Origin of the sequence: Variovorax beijingensis (assembly GCF_007828835.1) — a bacterium.
In the GTDB taxonomy this organism is placed as follows: Bacteria; Pseudomonadota; Gammaproteobacteria; order Burkholderiales; family Burkholderiaceae_C; genus Variovorax; species Variovorax beijingensis_A.
On the sequence record NZ_VIVL01000018.1, the window covers coordinates 50,961 to 72,253 of the forward strand.

20 protein-coding genes are annotated in these 21,293 nt (G+C 67.4%); 8 read left to right on the plus strand and 12 right to left on the minus strand.

Annotated elements, in window-relative coordinates; genetic code table 11:
• Positions 1-13 precede the first annotated feature (13 nt).
• Positions 14-2,080 (minus strand): S9 family peptidase, encoded by a 2,067-nt coding sequence (locus FB547_RS30965; protein ID WP_145747449.1) that lies wholly within the window; start codon positions 2,078-2,080, stop codon positions 14-16.
• 102 nt (positions 2,081-2,182) lie between these two features.
• Between FB547_RS30965 and FB547_RS30970 the strand changes: the two genes are divergently transcribed.
• The 3 genes from FB547_RS30970 (at position 2,183) to FB547_RS30980 (ending at position 4,750) form a co-directional block, all read left to right on the plus strand.
• Positions 2,183-2,839, plus strand: coding sequence for a response regulator transcription factor (locus FB547_RS30970; protein WP_145747478.1), 657 nt, complete (start codon positions 2,183-2,185; stop codon positions 2,837-2,839).
• Positions 2,836-4,209 (plus strand): sensor histidine kinase, encoded by a 1,374-nt coding sequence (locus tag FB547_RS30975; protein WP_145747450.1) that lies wholly within the window; start codon positions 2,836-2,838, stop codon positions 4,207-4,209. The genes FB547_RS30970 and FB547_RS30975 overlap by 4 nt, the downstream gene beginning before the upstream one ends.
• A 64-nt stretch (positions 4,210-4,273) precedes the next feature.
• Entirely contained in the window at positions 4,274-4,750 is a 477-nt protein-coding gene (locus FB547_RS30980) for a VOC family protein (RefSeq protein ID WP_145747451.1), read from the plus strand.
• A 13-nt stretch (positions 4,751-4,763) separates the two neighbouring features.
• Here FB547_RS30980 and FB547_RS30985 read toward each other — a convergent pair whose 3' ends face one another.
• The 5 genes from FB547_RS30985 to FB547_RS31005 form a co-directional block, all read right to left on the minus strand.
• The gene (locus tag FB547_RS30985) at positions 4,764-6,179 is read right to left on the minus strand and encodes an MATE family efflux transporter (RefSeq protein WP_145747452.1); all 1,416 of its coding nucleotides are present in this window, start codon (positions 6,177-6,179) and stop codon (positions 4,764-4,766) included.
• Complete coding sequence (locus tag FB547_RS30990; protein WP_145747453.1) at positions 6,176-6,751, minus strand: DUF2239 family protein; 576 nt, start codon at positions 6,749-6,751, stop codon at positions 6,176-6,178. Before FB547_RS30990 ends, FB547_RS30985 begins: the two co-directional genes overlap by 4 nt.
• 43 nt (positions 6,752-6,794) lie before the next feature.
• Positions 6,795-7,256, minus strand: a complete 462-nt coding sequence (locus FB547_RS30995) for a MarR family winged helix-turn-helix transcriptional regulator (protein ID WP_145747454.1) — start codon at positions 7,254-7,256, stop codon at positions 6,795-6,797.
• Positions 7,253-7,609 (minus strand): GIY-YIG nuclease family protein, encoded by a 357-nt coding sequence (locus FB547_RS31000; protein WP_261380460.1) that lies wholly within the window; start codon positions 7,607-7,609, stop codon positions 7,253-7,255. The genes FB547_RS30995 and FB547_RS31000 overlap by 4 nt, the downstream gene beginning before the upstream one ends.
• A 64-nt stretch (positions 7,610-7,673) precedes the next feature.
• Positions 7,674-8,168, minus strand: coding sequence for a hypothetical protein (locus FB547_RS31005; protein ID WP_145747456.1), 495 nt, complete (start codon positions 8,166-8,168; stop codon positions 7,674-7,676).
• A gap of 116 nt (positions 8,169-8,284) precedes the next feature.
• Between FB547_RS31005 and FB547_RS31010 the strand changes: the two genes are divergently transcribed.
• The 5 genes from FB547_RS31010 to FB547_RS31030 all read left to right on the plus strand — a co-directional run bounded on the left by FB547_RS31010 (position 8,285) and on the right by FB547_RS31030 (position 13,564).
• On the plus strand, positions 8,285-10,660 hold the full coding sequence (locus tag FB547_RS31010; RefSeq protein ID WP_145747457.1) for a Tex family protein: 2,376 nt from the start codon (positions 8,285-8,287) through the stop codon (positions 10,658-10,660).
• A gap of 75 nt (positions 10,661-10,735) precedes the next feature.
• Entirely contained in the window at positions 10,736-10,993 is a 258-nt protein-coding gene (locus FB547_RS31015; RefSeq protein ID WP_012747976.1) for a type II toxin-antitoxin system Phd/YefM family antitoxin, read from the plus strand.
• A gap of 8 nt (positions 10,994-11,001) precedes the next feature.
• Positions 11,002-11,409, plus strand: coding sequence for a type II toxin-antitoxin system VapC family toxin (locus tag FB547_RS31020; protein ID WP_145747458.1), 408 nt, complete (start codon positions 11,002-11,004; stop codon positions 11,407-11,409).
• A gap of 4 nt (positions 11,410-11,413) precedes the next feature.
• Positions 11,414-12,490 (plus strand): patatin-like phospholipase family protein, encoded by a 1,077-nt coding sequence (locus tag FB547_RS31025; protein WP_145747459.1) that lies wholly within the window; start codon positions 11,414-11,416, stop codon positions 12,488-12,490.
• 90 nt (positions 12,491-12,580) lie between these two features.
• A complete protein-coding gene (locus FB547_RS31030; RefSeq protein ID WP_145747460.1) occupies positions 12,581-13,564 on the plus strand; it encodes a tripartite tricarboxylate transporter substrate binding protein in 984 nt (327 codons plus the stop codon).
• 7 nt (positions 13,565-13,571) lie between these two features.
• Here the strand turns inward: FB547_RS31030 and FB547_RS31035 are convergent, their stop codons facing one another.
• The 6 genes from FB547_RS31035 to FB547_RS31060 are packed head-to-tail and all read right to left on the minus strand — an operon-like array spanning position 13,572 to position 21,258.
• Positions 13,572-13,958, minus strand: a complete 387-nt coding sequence (locus FB547_RS31035) for a DUF4150 domain-containing protein (protein WP_145747461.1) — start codon at positions 13,956-13,958, stop codon at positions 13,572-13,574.
• Positions 13,959-13,975: 17 nt separating this feature from the next.
• Positions 13,976-14,710 carry a DUF3540 domain-containing protein gene (locus FB547_RS31040; RefSeq protein WP_145747462.1) on the minus strand — a complete coding sequence of 245 codons (735 nt, stop codon included), beginning with the start codon at positions 14,708-14,710 and terminating at the stop codon, positions 13,976-13,978.
• Entirely contained in the window at positions 14,707-15,819 is a 1,113-nt protein-coding gene (locus tag FB547_RS31045; protein ID WP_145747463.1) for a pentapeptide repeat-containing protein, read from the minus strand. The genes FB547_RS31040 and FB547_RS31045 overlap by 4 nt, the downstream gene beginning before the upstream one ends.
• The gene (locus tag FB547_RS31050; RefSeq protein ID WP_145747464.1) at positions 15,816-18,461 is read right to left on the minus strand and encodes a DUF2169 domain-containing protein; all 2,646 of its coding nucleotides are present in this window, start codon (positions 18,459-18,461) and stop codon (positions 15,816-15,818) included. Before FB547_RS31050 ends, FB547_RS31045 begins: the two co-directional genes overlap by 4 nt.
• A 7-nt stretch (positions 18,462-18,468) precedes the next feature.
• A complete protein-coding gene (locus FB547_RS31055; protein ID WP_145747465.1) occupies positions 18,469-18,912 on the minus strand; it encodes a hypothetical protein in 444 nt (147 codons plus the stop codon).
• A gap of 3 nt (positions 18,913-18,915) precedes the next feature.
• The gene (locus FB547_RS31060) at positions 18,916-21,258 is read right to left on the minus strand and encodes a type VI secretion system Vgr family protein (RefSeq protein WP_145747466.1); all 2,343 of its coding nucleotides are present in this window, start codon (positions 21,256-21,258) and stop codon (positions 18,916-18,918) included.
• Positions 21,259-21,293: the final 35 nt, after the last annotated feature.

A 21,293-nucleotide genomic window follows, 5' to 3' on the forward strand; every position in this document is an offset into this window, starting at 1 on the left:
CGCCTTGCGGCTGCTATTGCCGGGGCATCAGCTCATAGAAATCGAACCCGTTGCTGCGCCCGCCAAGGCACTTCGCCAGGGTGTCTTCGATCTTGCGCCATTGCGCGAGCCGGTTGCGCCACTTGCGCGCACTGTGGCCCTCGTCAGGAAAGCTCATGTACTCGACCGGCCGACCGAGCTTCTGGAGCGTGGCCACCACGTCCTCAGAATCCTGCCGCAACACGCGCACGTCGTTGGCACCGTGAATCACGAGCAACGGCGCGGTGATGCGGTCGATCTGCGAGATGGGCGAATCTTGCAGCATGCGGGCGCGCTCCTCCGGCTTGTTCACATCGCCGAAAAAGACGGCGAAGTAGTGGCGGTTGCGCCAGAAAGGCGGCCAGTTCTCGATCACGCGGGGCCAGTTGGCGACGCCCACCAGGTCGACGCCGCAGCGATAGTCGTGCGGCTTCTGGATAAGCTGGGCAAGGACCGAGAAACCGCCGAAGCTGCCACCAAGCACGGCCATCCGTTTCGGGTCGGCCACGCCCTGGTCGACGGCCCATTGCACGGCCTCCGCGATATCGCGCTGGAGCCGTCCGTTGGTTTCGCGTGCGCCGGCCATCATGAAGGCTCGCCCATAGCCGCTGGAGCCACGGTAGTTCACGTAGAGAACGGCGTAGCCCCGGTTCGCGAGCATCTGCGTCGGCGTGAAGCCGGCGGACTGCCATGAGTCGCGGACCCAGGGGCCGCCGTGGACGTTGACTACGAGCGGCACGGGCCCCTGGACACCGCGTGGGCGCACCAGATAGCCGTGTATCACCAGGCCGTCGGACGCCTTGAAGGAAAACGGCTCCATGGGCGAGAAGAGGTCGGCGGTCGGTTCGCGCGGTGGCGTGAGCCGCGTGAGTTGACCGCTCGCGCGGTCCAGCAGCAATTCGACACCTTCGTTCTCGGTGGTCGAGCGCAGCACGATGCGGCGCATGTCATTGGCCATGCTCGCGGGGCGCGTGATGACGGGCTCAGCCTCCAGCCAGCCGCGCTCCCGGGCCGTCTTCACGGCACCGGCCACTTCACCGCCCAGCACGCTATCGAGAAAGGCAATACGTGGGCGGCCGGGTTCGGAAACATATGCTATCGGCGCCCCCTGCTGTGGCGGGAACACGCCGTAGTCGAGATCGACTTCGGCATCTTCCGCGAGCAGCTTCTCGGTGCCGGTGGCGAGATCGACCTCAACCATGGCAAGCTTGTCGCGTCCCACATTCGTCAAGGCCCAGAGCCGGCCCATGCCGAGATCGACGCGCTGCGGCCAGAAGGAATCGAATGCCTTCACCGTTCTGAAGGCGCGCCAACTGCCGTCGGGCTGGCGCAGTTCCAGCAGCCGGTCCGAGCCGTCGGCGCTTCCGAGCTGCCGCATCCGGCCCGCGAGTTCGCGCCGCGTGTCGATGAACCAGGCCAGCACGCGACTGTCGGGATTGCTGCGCGCAATTTCGCGCACGGTGCGCGTGCGGGCATCGCCTTCGAAAAGATCCATGCTGGAGCGGTCCCGCCGATTGCTCGCGAAGAGAAAAGTGGCGCTGCCTGGCGCGCCCCATCCCAGCATCGTCGAGCGCACGCCTGGCCAGGGCGTCACGGCCCACGGCTTGGCGCTTGGAGCCTCGGTGTCGAGCACGAAGATCTGCGTGTTCTCGTCCCCCGTGAAATCCTTGAGATAGGCCAGGTGGCGGCTGTCGGGCAGCCACATGTAAGTGGGCCCGGACACGAACGGTCGGGCGAGCGTGCCGATCGCGAAGGTTCGGGTGCTCGCGCTTTTGACCTCGGCGGCATCGGACGTCTTGCGCACGCCAAGCCCGACGTCGGTGCCGACCGCCTGCACCCATACGAGCTGTTGGCCATCGGGTGAAAGAACATGGCCGTTGACTGCATCGATGTTCGCTACGAAGCGCCGCATCGGCACAAGAGGCGGCAGCGTGTCGTCCTGCCGCGCCGACACCAGCGAGGGGTGCGTGGGACCGGCGACGCAGCCCGCGAGCAGTACTGCGGCGCCGCACAGGGCCGCCAGGGCGGCGTAGCAACGGCTTGGGGGGCGGATGTTTCTCATGCTTTTCGTCCCTCGTGAATGTTCGGGTGTGCGGTCAGGGCCCGGATTCTGCGGGTGGCAACCTTTGGCTTTGCCAAAGGTTTGCTCGCGCACAATGGCCAGGTGCACATCCTGTTGATCGAAGACGACCTTGAACTTGGCCGCGCCCTGCAGGCCGCGCTCAAGGTCGACGGCCTGAGCAGCGAATGGCGCCGGCGGGCGGTGGATGCACCGCGCGAACTGGACGGGAGTGCCTTCGACTGTGTGCTGCTCGACCTGTCGCTGCCCGACGGCAGTGGCTTCGACCTGCTCGCTCGCTGGCGGCGCGAGGGCAGCAGCCTCCCGGTCATCGTGATCACCGCCCGATCGGCGGTGGAAGACCGGCTGGCCGGACTCGACGGAGGCGCTGACGATTTCGTGATCAAGCCCTTTGCCACCGCCGAACTGATTTCGCGCATACGCGCCGTGCTGCGCCGCTCGGCGCGGCAGGCCAGCGAGGTGTGGACCCTGGGCGCGCTGGCCATTGAACCACGCCGGCATGTGGCGTACTTGAACGGCGAGCCGCTGGAACTGTCGCCGCGCGAATTCCGGCTGCTGCTCGAACTGGCGCGCGAGCCGGGCGCGGTGGTTGCCAAGGGTGTGCTCGCACAAAAGCTGGAGCCATTGGGCGAGCCGGTGGATTTCGCCGCGGTGGAGGTGCATGTGTCCAACCTGCGGCGCAAGATCGGCGCCGCCATGGTGCACACGGTGCGCGGCGTGGGCTACATGCTCGTGTCATGAGCAGGCTGTGGCGCCCCTCGCTCGTGCAGCGGGTGTTTCTTGCGGTGCTGCTGGCGTTCGTTTTCGTGCTGCTGGCATTGCAGGCGTACATGTACATCAACTTCCGGCAGTCGCTGACCGTCGACCAGGGGCTGAGCAAGCTCGGCAGGTCGTTGACCCAAGCGATCTCCCAGCTCGACGACGAAGCGCGCGTGCGCGACGTGGTCGCCTCGGCCGAAACGATCTACAAGACCATGCGGATCAGCGGCAACCCGGCAGGGACGCTCCGGTTCCAGCTGTCGGACCGCGGGGGCAAGCTGATTCATTCATCGCCGGAACTGCGCGGCGAGATCCTGGCCGGCCCGCTGCGAAAGGTAGCAACGCAGCACATCGATGGCGAGGCGTATTGGGTTTACCAGGATGAGACCCCGCGCTGGTCGCTGCGCATTGCAGAGCCCGAGCGCACGTTCGCCAAGGTGCTGCCCAACAACACGCGCAGCGTCCTGCCTTACCTGCTGCTCGCCTTTCCTATCGTGCTGTTGCCGGTCTGGCTTGCGGTGAAGCACGGCTTGCGGCCATTGCGGCGCCTGGCCGACGGCATCGGGCGTCGCAAGGCATCCGACCTTTCGCCGCTTGGCGTCGATCCGCCCTATGCGGAACTCAGGCCGCTGGCCTCCGCACTCGAGCGCATGCTGCAGCAACTGCGCGACAAGGTGGAGCGCGAGCGCGCGTTCGTGCATGACGCCGCGCACGAACTGCGAACACCAATGGCGGTCATTGCGGCACAGGCGCATGCGCTGGCTGGTGCGGACAGCAGCGAGAGCCGCGGCCGTGCCCAGGCTCATCTGGAGCAGGCGATCGCGCGGGCCTCCCACCTGACGCAGCAACTGCTCGATCTTGCGCTGCTGGACGATGCCCAACCCGCAGTGCCGAAGCACGTCGACGTTGCGCAGCAGGCCCGCGAGATCCTCGCGCAGGCAGCGCCGCGCGCCATGGCGCGCGGCATCGAGCTGACATTCGATGCCCCGGACAGCCTGGACGCGTCCATCGACGTGCCCGCGTTCCAGTCGATAGTGGAGAACCTGCTCAACAACGCGGTTCGGTATGTGCACGACGGTGCGCACGTGGCAGTGACGCTTCGCGCCGAAGACTCGGCAACCTTGGTGCTCACGGTGGCCGACGATGGTCCCGGTATTCCTGCGGACGAACATCAACGGGTGTTCGAGCGCTTCTATCGCGCAGCGGGCCACGAAGCGCCTGGTTCCGGCTTGGGCCTTTCCATCGTCAGGCAGGCTGCTGGGCGCATGGGGGGTGGGGTGAAAGTGACCGAGGGCCTTTCGAACCGGGGCGTGGGGTTCCGTGTCGTGCTGCCCTCGGGCGCGAGGGATTGACAAACTTCCCGGGTTGCCTCGATACTGAACCTTTCAGTTCATTATCAAAGACTCAGGAGATCCCATGCAGAAGATCGTTCCCTGCCTCTGGTTCGACGGCAACGGCGAAGACGCGCTCAAGTTCTACAGTTCGATCTTTCCGAACTCGCGCGTGACCGACAGACTGCTCTGGGGCGACACCAATCCGAGCCTCAAGGGCTCGCTGCTGACCGCCACCTTCGAGCTCGACGGGCAGGCGTTCATGGTGCTCAACGGCGGGCCGCAATACAAGTTCACGCCGGCCATCTCGATGCTCGTGCAGTGCGAGACACAGGCCGAAGTGGACCACTACTGGGACAGGCTGCTCGAGGGCGGCGGCCAGCCCGTGCAGTGCGGCTGGCTCACCGACCGCTACGGCGTGTCGTGGCAGGTCGTGCCGATGGCGATGGTCCGGATGTTCCAGGACAAGGATTCGGCCAAGGCCGCCCGCGCGATGCAGGCGATGATGAAGATGATCAAGCTCGATCTCGCCGTGGCGCAGAAAGCATTCGACGGCGAGTGAGCAAGCGCCGTCCCTACACCAGCCGCCGGATCGCCTTCCTGCGCCACACCAGCCGGTAGTAGGCCGTCTGCAGCAGCAGCATCGCGCCGAAGGTCACGGGGTAGGCCCACCAGATGCCGTTGAGCCCGATGCGGTGGCTCATGAACCAGGCCATGGGCACCTCGATGCCGATCAGGCAGAGGATCGAGATGGCCGTGGGCACCAGCACCGAGCCGCTGGCGCGCATGATCCCCGAGATGGCCGAGGCCATGCCGAAGATCACGAGGCTCCACAGCATGATGTGCAGCAGCGTCTGCGCGATCTCGATCACCGGCGCGCTGGTGATGAAGAAGCCCATGAGGTGGCGCGAGAACAGGTAGCCCAGCAGCACCAGGCCGCCGGTCAGCACCAGGTTCATGAGCAGCGCAGTCTTGGCGATGGCCCCCAGCCGGTCGGCCCGGCCCGCCCCGATGGCCTGCGCGCCAAGAATGGACGCCGTGATCGCGATCGAGATGGCCGGGAACTGCACGTAGGCCACCACCTGGTTCACCGCGCCATAGGCGGCGGTGGCGCTGGAGCCATAGCTGTTGACCAGCGACAGCAGCGCCACCTCGGCCAGCGCCACCACGATCATCTGCACGCCCGTGGGTATGCCCACCTTGAGCACGGCCTTCAGCAGCTTGGGATCGATGCGCAGGTGGCGGATGAACTCCGCATCGGGCGCCAGCGGACTGCCGCGGCGGCGCAGGCGCCAGCCCAGCCACAGCGTGGCGAGCACGAAGGCCAGCACCGAGGCCCAGGCCGCGCTCGCGACGCCGAGCTGCGGCAGGCCGCCCCAGCCGCGGATCAGCGCGGGCGTGACCACGAGGCCGGTTCCGGTGGAGATCAGCAGCGTGAGCAGCGGCGTGACCGTGTCGCCGACGCCGCGCAGCATGGCAGTGGAGAGCAGGAACACGAACAGCCCCGGCATCGCGATCAGCATGATGCGCGCATAGCGCGTGGAGTCGGCCAGCACGTCGGGCGGCGTGCCCAGGAAGGCCAGCAGCGGCGTCGTGAAGGCGCCGCCGAACACGGCCACCGCCAGCCCGAGCAGGATGCCGACCGACAGCGCGGTGCCCGCAATGGCTTTGGCCTTGGCCGCATCGCGAGCCCCCCAGGCCTGGCCGATCAGCACCGAGGCGCCGGCGCCCAGGCCGATGACGAAGGCGATGAAGAAGAACATCACCGGAAAGAAGCTCGACACGGCCGCGAGCGCGCCGACGCCGATCATCTGGCCGATGTAGATGTTGTTGATGGTGCCCGACATCGACTGCAGGATGTTGCTGAGCAGCATCGGCGCGAGGAAGAACAGGAAGGTCTTCCACAGCGCGCGCGGCGCGCCCACGGGCGCCACCGGCGTGCCGTGCAGGCCGCTCTGGCCGGTGGCTGCGTTTTCGGGGCTTGCTCTCATGCGATGGTGCTCCAGCCGGCGGCGGACAGTTTTTGAAGGTGGATGCGCAGGTCCGCGGGCCAGGAGCCGATCAGCGCCTCGAAGCGCTCGCGTTCGCCGGCGAACAGGGCGCGCGTGGCCTCCTCGAAGCCGGGCAGGGCGCCGGCGATCGCGGTCATGAAGCGGTAGGCGGCTTCACGCGATGCGCGCACGGCGTCGCGGTCGGCGTTGACGCGGCTCGCTTCCTGGACCAGCCGCCGCAGCGCGACCGAGGCGCCGCCGGGCTGGCGGTTGAGCCAGTCCCAGTGGCGCGGCAGCAGGGTGACTTCGCGCGCGACCACGCCGAGCTTCGGGCGGCCCACGCCTCGCGGGGTTTCCTCGGGGGCCTCGGCACCGGCTGCATGCGCCACCACGCCGGCCCGGTGGTGCACGTCGAAGTCGAGCTGTTCACCGGTCTGTTCGTTGAACACGAGATAGGGCGTGTCGTCCTTGCGCTCGCGCAATTGCGCGAGCACGTCGGCGGTGCTGCCCTGGGCGATGCACTTGAAGGCCGCAAAAACTATCAGGTTGCCGGGTGGCGTGTCGGATGGCATGTCGGATTTCTTTGTTCTTCGGGGGCGGTCGAAACGGGCGGCGTCAGTAATCTACCCGTTGGACCGCTCGGTCGTACGGCGTGCCGTCGTGGCAAAGCGCAAGGAGCGCAGCGTTGATCTGCGACAGGCTTTCCGGAGCCAGCGATTTCACCGTATCGGCACAGATTGCTTCGGCGGTCGTGACGGCAGCTTGCATCAATTTTCTGCCGCCGGGGCGAATGGCTGCGTGGCGGCCGTCTCCATTGGCGCCAGCCGTGCGTTCGGCCAGTCCCGATTTTTCGAGCAGGACCATTTTGCGAATCAACGCCGAAACCGGCAACCCCAGGGATCGGGCAAGGTCGGCCGCCGGCATGCGGCCGCCTTCGGCGCCCAGGAGCCGATGAAGCAGCGTGAAGTCTTCGTAGTTCAGGCCATGGAAGGCGCCCAACTCCTCCTGGAGCTTCAGGTTCAGGCAGGCGTGGGCGCGGCCGACGTTGAGGCACAAGGCCAGCGGATCGATGCTCATGGGGCGTCGTAGCCCCGGTCGCCGTGGCACTGAAGCTCCTCGCGCCAGAGCACAAGGAGCTTTTCGAGTTCCGCGGCGCGGTCGAAGGCCGGGTCGTCGCGTTCCTTGACGCGGTCGATCACCTCGAAGCTGAAGTTCGCCGCACCATGCGCGGCCCAGTCGCGCACCAGCGCCTTGTTGCGGTGCGAACCCAGGCCGAGTTCGAAGCGGGCGCGGTTCATGGCTCCCTCCACATCGAGGCTGCCGGCCACGTAGAGGCGGCCGCTGAGCGTGTTGCGGACGGCGAAGACGCCCGCGGGGCGGACCGTTTCCTTGTATTTCCTGGCGAGGGCGCGCCTCGTTTCCTGGGGCATGTTCATGCGCCATATATTACCCGGGTAAAATAAAAACACAATATACCCGGGTAAAAATAGGCGATCACCCCTCGCGCACCCGCCGCCATCCCCGTGCGAGCCGGCGATTGAGGGCCCGCACCACGCGCCATGGCCGGCTTTCGCGCACAAGCGCCAGCACATGGTCCTTCCAGGCTTTCCAGCGCGGATACCAGCGCGCGAACAGCGGAATGCGCATGAGCGCGGGCTCAACCAGCTGGAAGATGCGCGCGACGAAGGCGGTGCCGACCAGCTTGGCGGCGACCAGCACCGTCACGCCGCTCGCGGCATGGCCGCGGCCGAACAGGAACAGCGCAAGCACCTTGACCGGCAGCAGCAGGAGCACCGGCAGCAGGAAGGCCAGCAGCGCGGCCCACGGCGGCAGTTCGCGCAACCGGTTTTCGAGCCGCGCCCAGAGCGGCAGCCGCGCGAGGCGGCGCACCAGCGCGGCGAGCGGCTCCCAGCCCCATTCCTCGAACAGCAGGATGGGGACGAGCAGCGCCGCGGCAAGGGCGCGCAGGAAGCGGATGAAGAAGCGCATGGCCACGGCATTGTGACCGCGGGCCGATGCGCGCTCGCCGCACCCTATGGCAAACTTCCGCGCTTTATCCGCAAGGCGTCCGAACGGCGTCGCCAGTTCCAGGGATCCCCTCCGACATGCAAAAAATCATTCGCCAGCTCGCCGCCGAGATCAAGGTAGGCGAGCACCAGGTGAAGGCGGCCATCGAACTGCTCGATGGCGGTGCCACCGTTCCGTTCATTGCCCGCTACCGCAAGGAAGTGACCGACGGCCTCGACGACATTCAATTGCGCGAACTCGAGGCGCGCCTTTCGTACCTGCGCGAGCTCGAAGACCGCCGCGCCGCGGTGCTCAAGAGCATCGACGAGCAGGGCAAGCTCACGCCGGAACTGCGCACCGCGATCGAATTCGCACCCACCAAACAGGAGCTCGAGGACCTGTACCTGCCGTTCAAGCAGAAGCGCCGGACCAAGGGCCAGATCGCGCGCGAGTTCGGCATCGAGCCGCTCGCCGACAAGCTGTTGGCCGACCCCACGCTCGACCCTGCCATGGAGGCCAAGGCATTCCTGCAGCCCGCCACCACGCTCGATGACGGCAAGCCCGGCCCCGATTTCTCGACCGTTCCCGCGGTGCTCGATGGCGTGCGCGACATCCTCTCCGAACGCTGGGCCGAAGATGCCGCGCTGGTGCAGAGCCTGCGCGAATGGCTCTGGAACGAAGGCCTGCTCAAGTCCACGCTGATGGCCGGCAAGGACGAGAACAACGCCGACATCGCCAAGTTCCGCGACTACTTCGACTACGACGAGCCCATCGGCCGCGTGCCTTCGCACCGGGCACTGGCGGTGTTCCGCGGCCGCGCGCTCGACATCCTCGACGCCAAGCTGGTGCTGCCGGTCGAGCCCGAGCCGGGCAAGCCCAGCATCGCCGAAGGCCGCATCGCGCTGCATCTGGGCTGGAGCCATGCGGGCCGCCCGGCCGACGACCTGCTGCGCAAGTGCGTGGCCTGGACCTGGCGCGTGAAGCTTGCGCTTTCCACCGAGCGCGACCTGTTCACCCGGCTGCGCGAAGAGGCCGAGAAGGTCGCGATCAAGGTGTTTGCCGACAACCTGCGCGACCTGCTGCTGGCCGCGCCGGCCGGCCCGCGCGTCGTGATGGGCCTCGACCCCGGCATCCGCACCGGCGTGAAGGTGGCGGTGGTCGATGCCACCGGCAAGCTGGTCGAGACCGCCACCGTGTTCCCGCACGAGCCGCGCAAGGACTGGGAAGGCTCGCTGCACACGCTCGGCAAGCTGTGCGCCAAGCACGGCGTGAACCTGATCGCCATCGGCAACGGCACCGCCAGCCGCGAGACCGACAAGTTGGCCGCCGACCTCATCAAGCTGCTCGCCAAGATGGCCGCGCAGGCTGGCGCGCCCGAGATGAAGGTCGACAAGGTGGTGGTGAGCGAGGCCGGCGCGTCCGTGTATTCGGCCAGCGAATTCGCCTCGCAGGAAATGCCCGACGTGGACGTGAGCCTGCGCGGCGCGGCGAGCATTGCGCGGCGTCTGCAGGACCCGTTGGCCGAGCTCGTGAAGATCGATCCCAAGAGCATCGGCGTGGGCCAGTACCAGCACGACGTGAACCAGAGCGAGCTCGCGCGCACGCTGCAGGCCGTGGTGGAAGACTGCGTGAACTCGGTGGGCGTGGACCTGAACACAGCGAGCGTTCCGCTGCTGAGCCGCGTCTCGGGCCTGTCGGCCAGCGTGGCCAAGGCCGTGGTGCGCTGGCGCGAAGCCAACGGTGCGTTCTCCACGCGCAAGCAGCTGCTCGACGTGAGCGGCTTCGGCCCCAAGGCCTTCGAGCAGAGCGCGGGCTTTTTGCGCATCCGCGGCGGCGCCGACCCGCTCGACGTGACGGGCGTGCACCCCGAGACCTATCCGGTGGTGGAGCAGATCATCGTCAAGACCGGCAAGCCGATCTCCGAGCTGATGGGCCGCGCCGAGATGCTCAAGACCCTGAAGCCCGAGCTGTTCGCCAACGAAAAGTTCGGCGTCATCACGGTGAAGGACATCCTGGGCGAACTCGAGAAGCCCGGCCGCGACCCGCGCCCGGACTTCAAGGTGGCGCGCTTCAACGACGGCGTGGACGACATCGCCGACCTGAAGGAAGGCATGGTGCTCGAGGGCACCGTGAGCAACGTGGCGCAGTTCGGCGCCTTCGTCGACCTGGGCGTGCACCAGGACGGTCTGGTGCACGTGAGCCAGCTCAGCCACAAGTTCGTGAACGATGCGCGCGAGGTCGTGAAGACCGGCGACATCGTCAAGGTCAAGGTGATGGAAGTGGACGTGGCGCGCAAGCGCATCGGCCTGTCGATGAAGCTCGACGCGGCGCCCGCGCGCCGCGACGGCCCGCGCGACAACCGCTTCGAGGGTGCGGGACGCGGCCAGCAACAAGGCCCGCGCCGCGACAACTCGCCGCAGCCCGCGGGGCAGATGGCGAGCGCGTTTGCCAAGCTGCAGGGGTTGCGCAAGTAGAGAGGGAGAGGGCGACTGCAGATCTGCGGCCGGCCTGTTAAACTAGTCATCACACTAGTCTGATAGAGGCTGCAAATGAAAACCTGGCCCGTCCAAGACGCGAAGGCGCGTTTCAGCGAATTTCTGGAGGCCTGCCTGGCCGAGGGGCCGCAGATGGTCACCAAGCGGGGCACCGAGGCCGCCGTGCTGGTGCCGGCGGCAGAGTGGCGGCGATTGCACGCCACGGCCAAGCCCTCCCTCAAGGAGTTGCTGCTCTCGGCGGAGGCGCGCACGGAATTTCTCGTTCCGCAGCGCGGCGCAGCGCGCCGGCGGCGCATCACGCCGATTCGCTGAGCCGCGGCATGTACCTGCTGGATACCAATGTGATCTCGGAATTGCGCCGACCTCGTCCGCATGGTGCGGTCGTCGCATGGCTTGCGCCGATTGCCGACAGCGACCTGCATCTTTCCGCAGTGACGATCGGCGAGATCCAGGCCGGCATCGAAATCACGCGCGAGCAGGATGCCGCCAAGGCCGACGAGATCGAGCAATGGGCGGCCCAGGTGGCCGCCTCGTACAACGTCCTGCCCATGGATGCCGAAACGTTCAGGCTGTGGGCCCGGCTGATGCACCGCAGCTCGAACACGCTCTATGAAGATGCCATGATCGCCGCCACCGCAAAGCAGCATGGACTGACGGTCGTGACCCGCAACGTCGGCGACTTCGCCAGCTTCGGTGTCGAAATCTTCAACCCGTTCGGCGCGGCATGAGGAAATGAAAGCCCTGCGCATCTACGCCGGCCCCGCCGCCCGCAAGCACATCGAACAGCACGGCCTGCGCCCGCAGGACGTGCGCACCATTCCCGGCGCGGCGGGCGGGCCCAAGGGCCTGATCCTCGGGCCGCTCGACCGCTTCATCTTCGGGCGCTGGCTCACACAGTCGAGCCAGCCGGTGCACCTGGTGGGCGCGTCCATCGGCGCATGGAGGCTTTCGACCGCGTGCCTGGCCGATCCGCAGAAAGCCTTCGCGCGCTTCGAGCACGACTACGTGCGCCAGCAGTTCGAGGTGCCGCCGGACCAGAAGCGGCTGAGCCCGCAGCAGCTCAGCGCGCGCTTTGCCGAGAGCCTGCTCGACTTCTACGGCGGGCGCATCGGCGAGGTGCTGCACCACTCGCGCTACAAGCTGCATGTCGTGACTTCGCGCGGCCGCCACATCCTCGGGCGCGAGGGCAGGGCGCGCACGCCCTTCGGCTACCTGGGCGCCTTCGCCACCAACAGCCTGCATCGCAAGGGGCTGGGCGCATGGCTCGAACGCTGCGTGTTCTCCACGCCCGGCGCAGCCTTGCCTTTCGGCACCAAAGATTTCCGCACGCGCCAGCACGCGCTCAGCGAAGAGAACTTCAATCTGGTGCTGCAGGCCTCGTGCTCCATTCCGTTCCTGTTGGCCGCGGTGCACGACATTCCCGGTGCGCCGCGCGGGGCGTATTGGGACGGCGGCATCACCGACTACCACCTGCACCTGGACTACCAGCCGGCCGACGAAGGCATCGTGCTGTATCCGCATTTCCAGCGTGCGGTGGTACCGGGCTGGCTCGACAAGGGCCTGCGCTGGCGCCACAGGTCCACCAGTTTCCTGGACCGCATGGTGGTGCTGGCGCCCGATGCCGACTGGGTGCGGTCGCTTCCCAATGGCAAGCTGCCCGACCGCAAGGACTTCATCCGCTTCGCGAACGACGCGCAGGCGCGCATCGGCGCATGGAGCAGGGCCACGCGCGAGGCAGAGCGGCTTTCCGACGAGTTCGAGGCCTGGCTCGCAACCGGCAGTCGCACACGCGACATCCTGCCGCTCTGAACAGGCTCCGCCGGGGCAAACCCCGAGGGGCTGCCCGCGCAGCGCCTTCGAGAATGGCCAGCTCACTCTTCTCAGAGAAAGCCGCCACTCATGCCGCAGGTCCCCATTTCACGCCGCCGATTCACCCTTGCCGCCGTCGCCGCCGCGACCGTTCCGATGCCCGTGCTGGCACAAGGCACCTGGCCCAGCAAGCCGATCCGCATCATCGTGCCCTACACGCCGGGCGGGTTCACCGACCAGATGGCGCGGCTGGTGCAGGTCGGCCTGCAGGCGCGGCTCGGCCAGCCGGTGCTGGTAGACAACAAGCCGGGCGCGAACAGCCTGATCGGCGTCGATGCCATTGCCAAGGCCGCGCCCGACGGCAGCACCTTCGGCGTCGTCATCGCGGCCTATGCGGCCAACACCACGCTGTATCCCAAGCTGCCCTACGACCCGCAAAAGGACCTGACGGGCGTTTCGCTGATGGGCATCTCGCCGCTGCTGGCCGCAGTCAACGTCGATGCGCCGTTCAAGACCGCGCGCGAGCTCATCGACTACGCGCGTGCGAATCCCGGCAAGGTGAGCTTCGGCTCGTCGGGCAACGGCTCGGCCGCGCACCTGACGACCGAGCTGTGGAAGTCGCTCACGCAGACCTACATGATCCACATTCCGTACCGCGGCGCAGTGCCCGCGCTCACGGACCTGATGGGCGGCCAGATCCAGCTGTTCTTCGACGCACCCACGGGCCTCATCAACCAAGCCAAGGCGGGCAAGGTGCGGCTGATCGGCGTGGCGGGCGACAAGCGGCTGGCGGCCGCGCCCGATGTTCCGACCTTCATCGAGCAGGGTTTCGCGGGCTTCACCGGCAGCACCTGGGCCGGCATGCTGGCGCCGGCCGGCACGCCGCGCGACGTCGTCAAGCGCATGTCGGAGGAGGTGGCGCGCATCATCAAAAGCGACGAGACGCGCGCCAGGCTCGACGCCATGGGCACCATTCCGGCGGGCAGCACGCCCGAGGAGTTCGATGCCTTCATCAAGGCCGAGACGGCCAAGTGGGGCAAGGTCATCCGCACGGCGGGCGTGAAGGCGGAATAGGAAAACCTCAGGCTGCCAGCACCAGCACCTTGAACTGGCTCGGCACGATCCGCATGCCGACGATGTTGCAGCGGTTCTGCACCGACAGGCTGGTCATGCGTGTGCAGGGCGTGCCTTTGAGCAGCACGGTGAAGGCCCCGGTGACGTGGCGCGAGGGCCCCATCACCGTCTGCGACACCACGCCCATCAGCACGCCCGCGTTGTCGCCGTTGGTGATCGGCGTGACGGTGGCCAGGTTGTGGGCCGGCGCGCCGCCGAAGAGGATGTTCCAGGCGTTGGGGATGGCCGTGGGTCCGAGCGCGATGTTGGGGTAGGGAATGGGCAGCGCCGGCGGCGTCTTGCAGACGTCGGGGAAGGCGAGATCGAGGCCCATCATCTGGCAGTTGGCGAACATGCGGTGCTCCTTTTCTTTCAGCCCATGTGGATCTGCTCGGCGTCGACCTTGACCAGCCCCTTGCTGGTCAGCAGCGTGTTCTTCGAATGCAGGCGCAGGGTCTGCTCGGCCTCGATGTCGATCTGGCCGGCGCGCACCTGTTCCACCTCCTCGGTCAGGCGGAAGCTCGAGCGGGTGAGCAGGTTGAGGCGATCCAGCACCACCTCGCAGGCGCGCCCGACGAAGCGCGACACCAGCACGCTGAAGCGGATGTGGCCGCCCTGGTAGTCCATCTCCCCGATCTCGCAATGGGCCCGCCGGGCCTGCGCGCGCCACTCGGGCGACTGCATGGCGATCGAGGTGTCCGACTCCAGCGCCATGGGGCCGGCGCTGCGCGCGCGGATACCACCCGCGCGCGACACCAGCGTCAGGTCGCCGTCCACGGCCAGCGTCGACTGGCGCGGGTCGGCCTGGGCTACCACCGCGATGACGAAGCTCTCGCCCTGGCGGGTCGAGGTGATCAGCACCGTATCGCCCGGCGCAGGTTGCAGCAGGCAGCTGGCGACGCGGCGGCAGCGCAGTGATCCCTGGCCGTCGTCGAGGCCGACCTCGAACCAGGGATCGCCATCGCAGGCGATCACGGTGGCGGTCCGCATGCCGGAGTCCGCGCGGGCCGCGTGCGAAGGGCGCTGCATCAGCGGATCCAGCACGCCTTGCGTTGCATGGCGTGCGGTGGCGGTCGTGCCGCCGACGGTGGTCCGGGTGGAGGTCATGGGCTTTCTTTCTTGGGGCGGCGGCCATGGACGTCGCGGTCCAGGCGGGATGCGCGCTCGGGCTGCTGGAGCGCCACCTTCTCGGCTTCGTGCAGGGCAGGGTCCCGATCCAGCGTACCCAGGCGGGTGCTGAACCTGGTGCCATCCAGGTCGGCGCGGTGAAGCACGGTGCGCAGGAAGGCGGCATCGCGGAAGTCGGCCTGGACCAGCGAGGCATAGGAAAAATCGGCGTAGTCCAGGCGGCTGCCGGTGAATGCGGTCTGCCCGCAGTGCGCACGATGGAAGACGCCCTGTTCGAGTTGCGCCTGCGAGAAGTCCGCGCCGTCGAGGTGGGCGTCGACCCAGATGCTCTGCTGGAAGTGGCCGTGCCGCGCATCGACGCCGCGCAGGTCGGCCTCGGGAAACAGGCACTGCATGGCCTGCGCCCCTGCCAGCACCGCGTTGCGCAGGTCGGCGCCCTTGAAGTTGCACTGCGTGAGGCGCGCATCGCGGAATCGGCACGCCGCCAGCACCGCATCGATGAACTGGCAGAGGTGGAACTGCTGTCCGGAGAAGTCCTGCCCCGCAAGATCCGCCTCGCTGAAGATCGCGTTCGTGAAGCTGGCCCCGTTGTAGCGCGTGCCCGTCAGCGTTGCTCGAAAGAAGATGGTCGACGAGAAGGCCACCGCATTGAAGGAGGCGCCCGTCAGGTCGCACTCGGAGAACACGGCCTTGTCGAGGCTGGCACGGTCCAGGCAGGCGTTGCGCAGCTCGCTTCGATGGAAGTTCGCCTGGTCCATGAAGGCCTCTTCCAGCCGAACGCCCGACAGCGTGCAGCCGCTGAACACCGAATGCGGCATGGAGGCCGCATCCAGCACCGCATCCTGCAGGCTGCACTCGTGGAAGGCGGCGCGCGTCAGCTCCGCCGACGGCAACTGCGCCTGGTCGAAGCGGCATTTCTCGAAGAGGGATTCGCCCAGGCGCGCGGCATCGGCCTGAACGCCCCGGAAGCTGCATTCGCTGAACACGCCGCCACGCAGGTCGATGCCCCTCATGTCCATGTTGCTGAAGTCCTTCTCGCGGATCGGCTCACCATTGCGGACCTGGGCTGCCAGCGTCCCGGCGTTCACGCGCCGCCCGCCTCGGCGCGCCGGGGCAGTGTCTTGATCTGGTCGATGTGGGCACCCAGGGTGAGCGTGCCGCGGCTGATGAGGACCTGCGCGACATCGGCACGGAACAGGTTGGCCTCGCCCAGGTCGGCATCGACCAGGCAGGCCTTCTGAAGATTGGCATTCATGAGATTGGCGAGCCGCAGGGAGGCACGCGTGAGATCGGCGCGGATGAAGAGGCTGTCGGGCGCCGCCGCCGCGCGCAGGTCCGCGCTCTTGAGCGACGCGGAGGAGAAATCGCAAGTATCGAGCGTAGCCCGCCTGAAGTTCGCGCCGTCGAGCGGCAGCTCGCGCAAGGTGCAATGCACCAGCGTGGCATCCTCGAAATCGGCCCCGCGAAGATCCGTGGTGCCAACGAAGCTGGTGGTCTTGAGCATGGCACGGCGAAACCGGATGCCCTTGTCGAGCGGCGTGTGGGCCCAGCTGCAGGCTTCGACGGCGGCGCCGGAGAAATCCACCGACTCGAATTCGGCCTGCACGAACAGCACCTTTTCCAGGCGTGCCTCGCCGAAGTCGCAGCGGGCCAGCCGGCAGTGTTCGGCCATGCTCAGGTAGCTCAGGTCGGCACGCCGCAGGCTGCAATCCGCGAGCTCGATTCCCTGCAGCAACAGATGGCTCCACTTCGCTTCGTCGAGGCAGCAGCCGGCCAGGCGCAGCTTTTCCATCTGCGTGCGCTCGAAGCGGGCCTGTGCGAAGTTGGTGTTTTCGCAGCGGGCGAGGCTGAGGTTGGCACGCTCCAGGTTGCAGCCCGTCAACGACGCCTGGCTCAGGTCGGCGCGCACCAGCACGGATTGGCTCAGGTCGGCGCCATCCAGGCGGCTGCCCTGGAGGCGGGCGCCTTCGAGCAAGGTCTGGTGCATGCGGGCGCCCCGCAGATCGAGGCCCGACAGGTCGCAGCCCGTCAGATCCATGGCGGACAGGTCGCGATCCGCGGCCATGGCGGCGAGTACGCGTTCGCGCGCCTGCGCATTGTGTTGCGCGGCCATCGGATCGGCAGCGGCCTGGTGGTGGGCCCCCATGCGGTACAGCGCCAGCATGCCCTGCCGGCCCCGCTGTCCGGCGGACTGCAGCTCGGCGTGCTCGGCGGCGCTCATCGCCGGAGTGCCGGTGGCCGCGGCGATGCCGGCCAGCCCCTTGACGATCGTCTCGGCCTCGAATTTCGGCGGGCCCTTGAGCTGCGCGTTCTGGCTTTCCTCGATGATCCGGCTGCTGTCGAAGCCCGCCTTGCGCGATTCGGATGCGTTGTCCCGGGCCGCCTTCGCGACCTCCTGCCTGGCTTCCTCCAGCTTGCGTTCCTGTTCGCGCTGGTAGGCGCGCGTCTTCTCGATGAACTCGGGCAGTTCGGCCAGCGTGGGCATCTTGCCGAAAGGCGCCGGCAGCGGCCGTTCCCGGAAATGGCGCGCCTTGTGGCCGGCCTCCAGGCCGCGGGCCGTCAGCTCGGCGCGCAGGCGCTCGCCCCTGTCCTTGATGTTCCTCGCCAGGATCGATTCGCGCGCGTCGATCTGGTCCAGCCAGGGGCCGATGGCCGAGGCCGGCAGCAGTTCCTCGTCGAGCAGCGCATGGATCGCGCCTTTCTCCAGGTTGCAGCGATTCTCGAAGACCTTCTCGTAATGGGAGAGGGGGCGCAGCGGGCTGCCTGCCGCCTCCATCGCCGGCATGACATGCGTGATGTCCGCGGCATCGTCCTCAACGATGGGCGTCTCGCCGTGGAAGATCAGCATGACCTGCGCCATGTGCGGGAAGAACCAGGCGGTGGTCAGCCGCAGCGGCACCTCTTCCAGCGCAAGGGGTCGCGCAGACTTTCTCGCCACGAAGCCGCGTGCGCGCAGATCCGGAAGCCGTCCGCGCAGCACCGCATGCTCCGGGTGCATGTTCCAGATCTCGTAGGGTGCGGCTGCGGGGATGGACAGTTCGTCGTTCCAGCGCTGTTCCGGGGCCGCGGCGTTGAAGAACTGCCAGTCCATGTCGCGCGCGAAGCCGGGGTACAGCGTCTCGCGCCACTGGTCGCCGTAGTCCGATCCCAGCAGCTTCAGGCGCTCGGGCAGATCGACGTCCATCGCACCCGGGCAGGCGGGGGCCGGACGCCGGTCGGGGCGGTCTATGCCATCGCCCGGGCGTTCGACGTTGGGAAGCCGCTGCACCAGCAGGCCGTTGACCATCTCGGGTGCATACCCGATGCCCGCGGGGTTGGCGGCAAAGCCGGGGCCGCCGAACGCGTGCCGCCAGTCCAGGCGCATGGTGTCGAAAGCCTGCGGTTCGGTGGCGCGTCCATCCAGCCAGTAGCGGTCGCCCGAGACGAGGAACTGGCGCCGCAAGGCGCCGACGCGCAGGTCGACCGCGCAGCGTGTCTTGTCCTGCTGATGGCAGGTGTAGGCCTGGCCGCTCACCAGGAACTCGGGCTGCAGCTTGGGAATGCCGAGATCGATCGCGGACTGGTTTCCCACTTCGGCAGAGACGGTCTTCCAGAGCTCCGTCTCCGGCAGCAGCACGCCCCCTTCGCCGAGGGTGTGCATGCCGATCACGGTGAGCGCGAGACGCTGGCTTTGCGCGCGCAGGAAGGGCCGGGTCAGGACGCTCAGGCGCAGGGGCTTGATGGTTTTCACAGGGGGATCAGCGCCCTGCGCCGCGGATCACCAGCGGGGTGCGCCTGCGGTCGATGGCCAGCCGCGACGGGTCCTGCGGGTCCTGCAGCAGATGGATCTCGGGCCGGCCCGCGGAGAAATGGGCCAGCAGGTCCTCGTCGATGAGTGTGCGCAAGGTGGCCTGCTGCTCGATGCCGTCGGCATCGACGTAGGCGACGCCCAGCTGCACGGCCGTCAAGCGCTGGCCGACGGGGCCGCGCCGGGAGTAGCCGCTGGGCGAGCGCACCAGGGAAACCGCGACGCCCTGCAGCGGGCGCCCATCGGCCTGCAACTGCTGCCACAGCCGGCCTTCCTCGGCATAGGCGCGATGGCTCATCAGCGACACGCTGAGCACGATCCCGGCGAGCACGATCACACCCAGGCTGACGATGCCGAACACTCCCCACAGCACGATATCGAGCACGTTGTCCACGCCTCAGAGCAGGATCTTGAGCGCCTGGATGCCTGCGCGCAGGCCACCCGTCTTGATCTCCGTGCCCACGAGCTGGATGAGCGCACCGGCATCCCCCAGCGACATGGCCTTGTTCTTCCACTCCGCGCCCACAGCCTCCAGTTTCACGCCGATGGCTTGCGCCTGCACGCCGATGGCCATCGAACGCACGGCCACCACGCCCAGCGAAATGCCCGACACGTCCATGTTCAGGCCGGTGCCGCCCAGGCGAAACCACCTCCAGTCGCTGCTCTTGGCGTAGTTGTTGGTGTAGGTGGCGGAGTTGTTGGTGTAGTTGACCGTCAGGTTGTTGTAGGTGTTCGAAGTCGTGTTGTAGACGTTGGTGTTGATGACGTGCTGCGTCGTGTTGTGGATGTGGTTGGTCGTGTTGAAGGTCACGTCCGGCGAGGTGTGCACCGTCGGGCCGGTGACGGTCGTGGTCGACGGGCCGTTGACCTTGACGTTGTTCGAGGTGTTGATGGTGTCGCTGCGGCCACCGCTGACAAAGCGGATCTCCTGCCCGTCGATGGTGCCGTGGAAGCCGCCGGTGATCGCCAGTTTCACGCCTCCCGAGATCGTGTCGTCCAGCCCGCCGCTGAGCGTGCGCTTCTTGCCACCCGAAATCGTCTGGGTCACGCCACCGCTGACCGTTTCGCTGAAGCCGCCGGCCACGTCGCGCGTGTCGCCGCCGGTGATGGTTTCCTTGGCGCCCGCGGTGATGTCGCGCGTCTCGCCGCTCTGGTAGGTAGCCGACTCGTGGCCCTTGATGAGGGTGGTGCGGGTGCCGTCGGTGGTGTGGGTTTCGTCCGCCTCCACTTCGACGTCGAGGTTGCGCTCGGCATGCAGCAGGATCTGCTCGGCGCCCGTGCGGTCCTCGAAGCGCAGCATGTTGGCCTGGTTGGCCGCGCCGCCGCTGCTGGAGCGCGTGAGGATGCCGCTGGCCGTGGCGTTGGCGGGCAGCTCCCAGGGCGGCATCTGGTCGTTGTTGTAGACGCGGCCGGTGATGACGGGACGGTCGGGCTCGCCGCCGATGAAATCGACGATCACTTCCTGGCCCACGCGCGGCATGTGCATGGTGCCGTAGTTGGAGCCGGCCCAGTTGCTCGACACGCGCACCCAGCACGAGCTGTTCTCGTCCGACTGGCCGTAGCGGTCCCAGCGGAACTGCAGCTTCACGCGCCCGAAGCGGTCGGTCCAGATTTCTTCGGGGCCGACCACGGTGGCGGTCTGCGGGCCGTTGGTGCGCGGCTTGGGCGTCTTGCGCGCGGGGCGGTAGGGCACGCTGGAGGGCAGCACGGTGAAGTCGAACTCGCACACCGATTCGGCGGTGCCGCCGGTGGCGTACTCGGGCTCCTGCAGGTCGTAGCGGGTCTGGGTGACGAGGTATTCGCGGTTGTCGGCCTCGCGCGGGCAGTGCGTCATCTGGAACAGGTAGCCCGGTGCCATGCCGGCCACGTTGGTGTGCCCCGTGGCCAGTTCGTGCGCGCACTGCAGCTCTTGAAGGCGGATCTTCGCGTAGCTGTCGCCCTGGTCGTTCTCGCTGTAGCCGCCCAGCCATTCATAGACTTCGTAGCCTGAATGATCGTGGCCTTTCGGGTCCTGCTGCACGCTCTGCAGAGAGGCGCGCGACTTCCTGAAGTCGAAGTCGTCGAGCATCACGCGGCCCGAGGTGATCTGCTCCGAGATGCGCCACTGGTCGATGCAGGGCTCCATCGCATTCACCACGCGGTCGCGCGGACGGTAGGCAATGGTGGCGTGGCCCGGCAGGGTGCTGTAGCCGCCCACGTCGTCGGCCAGCACCAGCAGGTGCGAGCCGTTGCGGTGCTCGAAATGGTAGGCGATGCCCTCGTGCTCCATGAGGCGGCAGACGAAGGCGAAGTCGCTCTCCTGGTATTGCACGCAGTATTCCCAGGGCCGGTAGCTGCCCGAGAGGCGCTTCTCGTACTCGAAGCCGTATTTGCCGAGCACCTCGTCGAGCACCTCGGGCACGCTCTTGTTCTGGAAGATGCGGCAGTCGGTGGTGCGCGTGAGATACCAGAGCCAGGGTTGCACCAGCGCGCGGTAGATGTAGTGGCGGCCGGTTTCGTTGGCGCGGCCCACCAGCTCGAAGCGCACCACGGTGCCGTTGAGAAAGCGCGAGGCGTCTTCGTCCTGCAGTTCGAGCGTGAGCGAAGTACCCAGCAGCGTCTTCAGGTCGAGATTGAAGCTCGGGCTGACCATGTCGACCTCGAACTCGAACAGCTGCGAGAGGCCTTCCCGTCCCCGCATCGCGCGGAACTTGAGCTGCTCGGCGTTGAGTACGGTGTGAACCTGGACGGTACGTGGCATTCGAAATTTCCCTGGCCCTTGGGGCTTCTGCGAAT